Source organism: Streptomyces mesophilus (assembly GCF_011044995.1).
Lineage (GTDB): Bacteria > Actinomycetota > Actinomycetes > Streptomycetales > Streptomycetaceae > Streptomyces > Streptomyces mesophilus.
In genome coordinates, this window is the sequence record NZ_JAAKZW010000402.1 from 1 (window position 1) to 3,395 (window position 3,395).

Annotated in this window: 1 protein-coding gene; it reads right to left on the reverse strand. The window is 71.4% G+C overall.

What is annotated here, in order from left to right; translation table 11 throughout:
• On the reverse strand, window positions 1–3,288 hold a 3,288-nt coding region (locus G6045_RS39890; protein WP_235968605.1), incomplete at its 3' end, for a BTAD domain-containing putative transcriptional regulator.
• Window positions 3,289–3,395 lie beyond the last annotated feature (107 nt).

Consider the following 3,395-nt stretch of genomic DNA (forward strand, 5'->3'; position numbering starts at 1 on the left):
CGGGGGTATGGCGCGGGCGGCGGCGAGGAGGGGGTGGAGGTCGGTGATGGTGGTGTGGCAGCCGGCTGCTTCCAGGCGGGAACGGGTGCGTTCGTCGCGGGCGTAGCCGATGGTCGTGATGCCGAGGGTTTCCGCTGCTTCGAGTTCGGCGACCGACGATGTGATCAGCAGGGCGTCGGACGGTGTGCAGCCCGCGGCGGCGAGGGCGCGGCGCAGGCAGTCGGGGTGGGGCATCAGGCGGGTGAGATCGGTGGTGCGGCCGTGGACTCCGCCGCGCAGCGTGCCGCCCAGGCCGCGGGAGTCCAGATACGTGGAGACGACGACGGGGTCGACGTCGGTCACGATGCCGACGATCCGGCCCTGGGCATGCAGGGTGCGGATCAGCGGATCGGCGTGCGGGGTCGGGAAGCTGGACGTCACGGTGCGCAGTTCGCTCTGCGTCAGCTGTTCGGCCACGGTCGGGGCCAGGCGGTGGTGGGCGATGGCGCGGAGCAGGTCGAGCGGGTGGGCATAGCCCTCGGACGGGTTGATGGGGGTGCCCTTGAGGAGGCGGTCGCCGCGCAGGGCTTCGTCGGGATGGCGCAACTCGGTGATCGTCCGGGCGAGTTCGCGGCTGATCGAGGTAGCGGTGTGCTGGGCGTACAGCCGGACGACGGGGCCGTCGAAGCTGAGGAGGACGACGCGGGCGGTGGAGAGGGCGTCGGAGAGGGGGGAGCTGGAGGGCGTCTGGTTCGGGGGCGGCTGGTGCTGCGCATGCGGGCGCTGCGGTCCGGTCGGCTGTGGTTGTGATGGTGGCCGCGGTTCCGTTGAGGGCTGGGCCTGTTCCTGCGGTGGCATGGGTGCGGGTTGCTGCGGCGTGACCTGCGGTGGCTCTTCGGCGGTCCGGGGTGGAGGCGCCGTGGTCGACAGGCGGATGGCGTGGCTGACGGTCAGGCCGGGCACCGGCCATGGGGCGAAGTGCGCTTCCTGTACGGCCTGTTGGGCGGCGCCCAGGCGGGCGACGGTGTAGCGGCGGGTGATGCGGGCGAGCTGCCGGGAGAGGTGCTCGAACAGGGGAGTCGCCACGGAGGTGACATCGGAGTAGGCGAAGGCGATGGCGTCGGAGACCTGCCAGGACAGTTCGACGGAGGCCGTGAAGGGGAGCGTCGCGGCGCTGGGAAGAGGGAGTTCGCGCCACTCCTGGTGAGGGGTGAGGTCGACCTCGTAGTAGCGGGTGACGTCCGCCGCGTGGAGGTCGGGGTCGTGGATGTCCTCGTCCTCGTCGAGATAGACCACGGCGGTGGTCGCGGAGTTGACCTTGGGGATCTCGGTGCCCGGGATCGTGAACGGCCCCTGGAGCAGGTCGCGGGCCGGTTCCCGCTCGCGCCCCGCCGACTCGGCCGACTCGGGCGGCTCGGACGACTCGGACGGCTCGTTTGCGATGACGCCCTCGAAGGACTGGGTCGCGAGGGGCTCGGGCGCCACCCAGTGGACGTATGCCACCACCTCGCCCTGCTCCGACACAGGTGTGAAGCCGCTGGGTGACAGGGGTACGGCCCCGCTCAGGGCCTCCTCGTACAAGGGCGGTGAGAGGATCACGAGGGCGTCGCCGGGGACGGGAGCCATGTGCTGTGCCAGCGAGGACGGGCCCAGGTGGCCGACCGGCCGGGCGTTGTGCCAGAACATCACGCGCAGGCTGACCTGCGTCGGCAACTCGCGCTGCAGCCGCGCCAGTTCGGCGAGCAGTGTGGGCAGGAGCGGAAGCACCGAGGTGCCCGGCTCGGTGATCACGAGATAGCCGTTGGTGCGGGCGAGCAGTTCGTGCGCGTCGGGGGCGAGTACGTCTCGGGCGAGCAGATCGTTGACGAAGCGGCCCACGACGCTCTGGGCTCGCTCGTTGTCGTCGGGAGTCCCGGCGATGAACTCGAAGACGATGGCGGAGCGCTCGCGTTCCGGTGAGGCGAGCAGTTCGCGGTAGAGCTCGTCGTGCAGACCAAGCAGCGTCGTGTCGGGGTTCGGTCCGTCGAGGCGCAAGCGGTATTCCTCGTACGACTCGATCGCCTCGCCGATGCGGCCGAGGTGGCGCAGGGCGAGCATGTGCAGGCGGCGGAAGTCCTGGTGGTCGGGGTGGCGGGCGAGCAGGTAGGTGAGGTCGATCGCGGCCCGCTCGTAGTCGCCGAGGTCGAGGTCGGCCTCGGAGCGGGAGACGAGGAGTTGGAGGCGCAGGGCGCGCAGGGTGGCCCGCATACGGCGGGCGGCCGGGCCGGGGATGCCGGGCAGGGGTTCGTCCTCGAAACCGTCGAGGGCCGACTGGATCATGGACCGTCTGGTCCGGGTGTCGTCGGTGTCCTGAGGATCGCCGGCCCGGTCCACCACGGCCCGGATGGCGTGGACGTCGATCTGGGCGGGGCAGGCGAGCACGGCAAAGCCCCCGGGGCCGCTGGCGATCACGCCGGGGCCCAGGACGCGCATCAGCTCGTCAAGGTGGTGATGGAACTCTTCGGCAGTCCGAGGCCGCTCCTCGAGGCCGAGCGAGAGATCGACGGCCGGGACACTTCTGCCGTACCGCTCAAGGAGGATGACCAGACAGGCCTGCGTATCGGGGGACAGCTGGTCCGCCGCCGGGCACAACTGGGTTCCGATGAGCTGGAACTGGGGGGCCTGCGCCGCTGCCCGCTGGGTGATCGGTTCGAACTCGGCTGACGCGAGCAGCGAGATGAGTGCGTCGGGGCCGCGGTCGATGTCGCGGGTGGCCGGGTGCACTCCGGACAGCACCTGCCAGTCCGTCAGCGACCAGGGCGAGAAGCTCTTGAACCCGCCCAGATCCCTCAGCATGAGGCGCAGGTGCGACGCGTCCTCCCGCGGCGGGTGGGCCGGTGCGCCGTCCAGGAATCCGGTGAGCTTGACCGTCCCGTCCGACGCGTCGATCAGTACGTCGGCGGGCCTGAGCGGGCCGTGCCCCAGCGACTGTTCATGAGCGGCCGCGAGCGCCCGGGCCGTATGGGCGGCCAGCCGAGCCAACAGCCAGAAGGGCAGCGGGCCGTCCGCACCACGCAGCACGTCGCCCAGGCTGACGCCGTCCACGTATTCCTGGGCGACGTAGGGGACACCGCGCTCGTAGACGTAGTCGTAGGTCCTGACGAGGTGGGGGTGATTCAACGAGCGCAGCAGGTGGGCGCGCTGCCGGAAGGCTCGCTCCTCAGGGCTGTCGGGGTGCAGCTGGCGGAGAGCCCGCAGCAGGACGTCACGGCCCTCCAGCACGTCGCGCGCGAACCAGGCCTGCCGCCCACCGGTGCCGATCGCACGCATCGGCACGTACCGTCCTGCGATCAGCTCCCCGGGTGACGCCGCCGCGGCAGGGCGCCCGCCCATCCGCCGCACACTCTCCGCCCGCACCGAGGCGACCTCCCCGCCCC